At 61.4% G+C, this 721-nt stretch carries 1 protein-coding gene; it reads left to right on the forward strand.

Annotated elements, in window-relative coordinates:
* The coding region (locus tag G8767_RS35265; RefSeq protein ID WP_166814292.1) for a condensation domain-containing protein at window positions 1-721 on the forward strand (721 nt) is incomplete at both ends.

The following is a 721-nucleotide window of genomic DNA, read 5'->3' on the forward strand; positions in this document are numbered from 1 at the left end:
GTAATTCGCTGATTGCGACGCAGGTGACGTCTCGGTTGGGTCAGGCGTTGGATGCTTCGGTGTCGGTGCGGGAGTTGTTCGAGGCGTCGACGGTGGAGGCGTTGGCTGCTCGTTTGGGTTCTCATGTTGGTGGTGGTTCGCGTGCGGCGTTGACTGCGCAGGTGCGTCCGGCGCAGGTTCCGTTGTCGTTGGCGCAGCAGCGCATGTGGTTCCTCAACCGATTCGACACGGCATCGGCTGTCAACAATGTCCCTGTTGCCGTTCGGCTCACGGGTGCGCTCGATCCGGCCGCCCTGAATTCGGCAGTTCACGATGTTATCGGTCGCCACGAGGTTCTGCGCACGGTCTACCCCGAGGTCGACGGCGTCGGCTACCAGAAGATCCTCTCGGCAGGAGATGTCTCGATCAATCTCGGTGCAGAACGCGTCACAGACGACCGAATCCAGGCGGAGCTGTATTCGTTCTTCGCCCAGGGTTTCGATGTCACTGTCGAGGTTCCGTTGCGTGCCAAGCTTTTCCAGGTCGCCGATGACGACTTCGTGTTGTCGTTCGTGATGCATCACATCTCGACCGACGGTTTCTCGATGGGCCCGCTGACCCGTGACGTGATGACCGCCTACTACGCGCGAACCAACGGCCAGGCTCCGACCTGGACGCCGTTGCCGGTGCAGTACGCCGACTACTCGTTGTGGCAGCGTGAGGTTCTCGGGTCCGAGGACGA

Source organism: Rhodococcus sp. IC4_135 (assembly GCF_011602025.1).
GTDB classification, from domain to species: domain Bacteria; phylum Actinomycetota; class Actinomycetes; order Mycobacteriales; family Mycobacteriaceae; genus Rhodococcus_F; species Rhodococcus_F baikonurensis.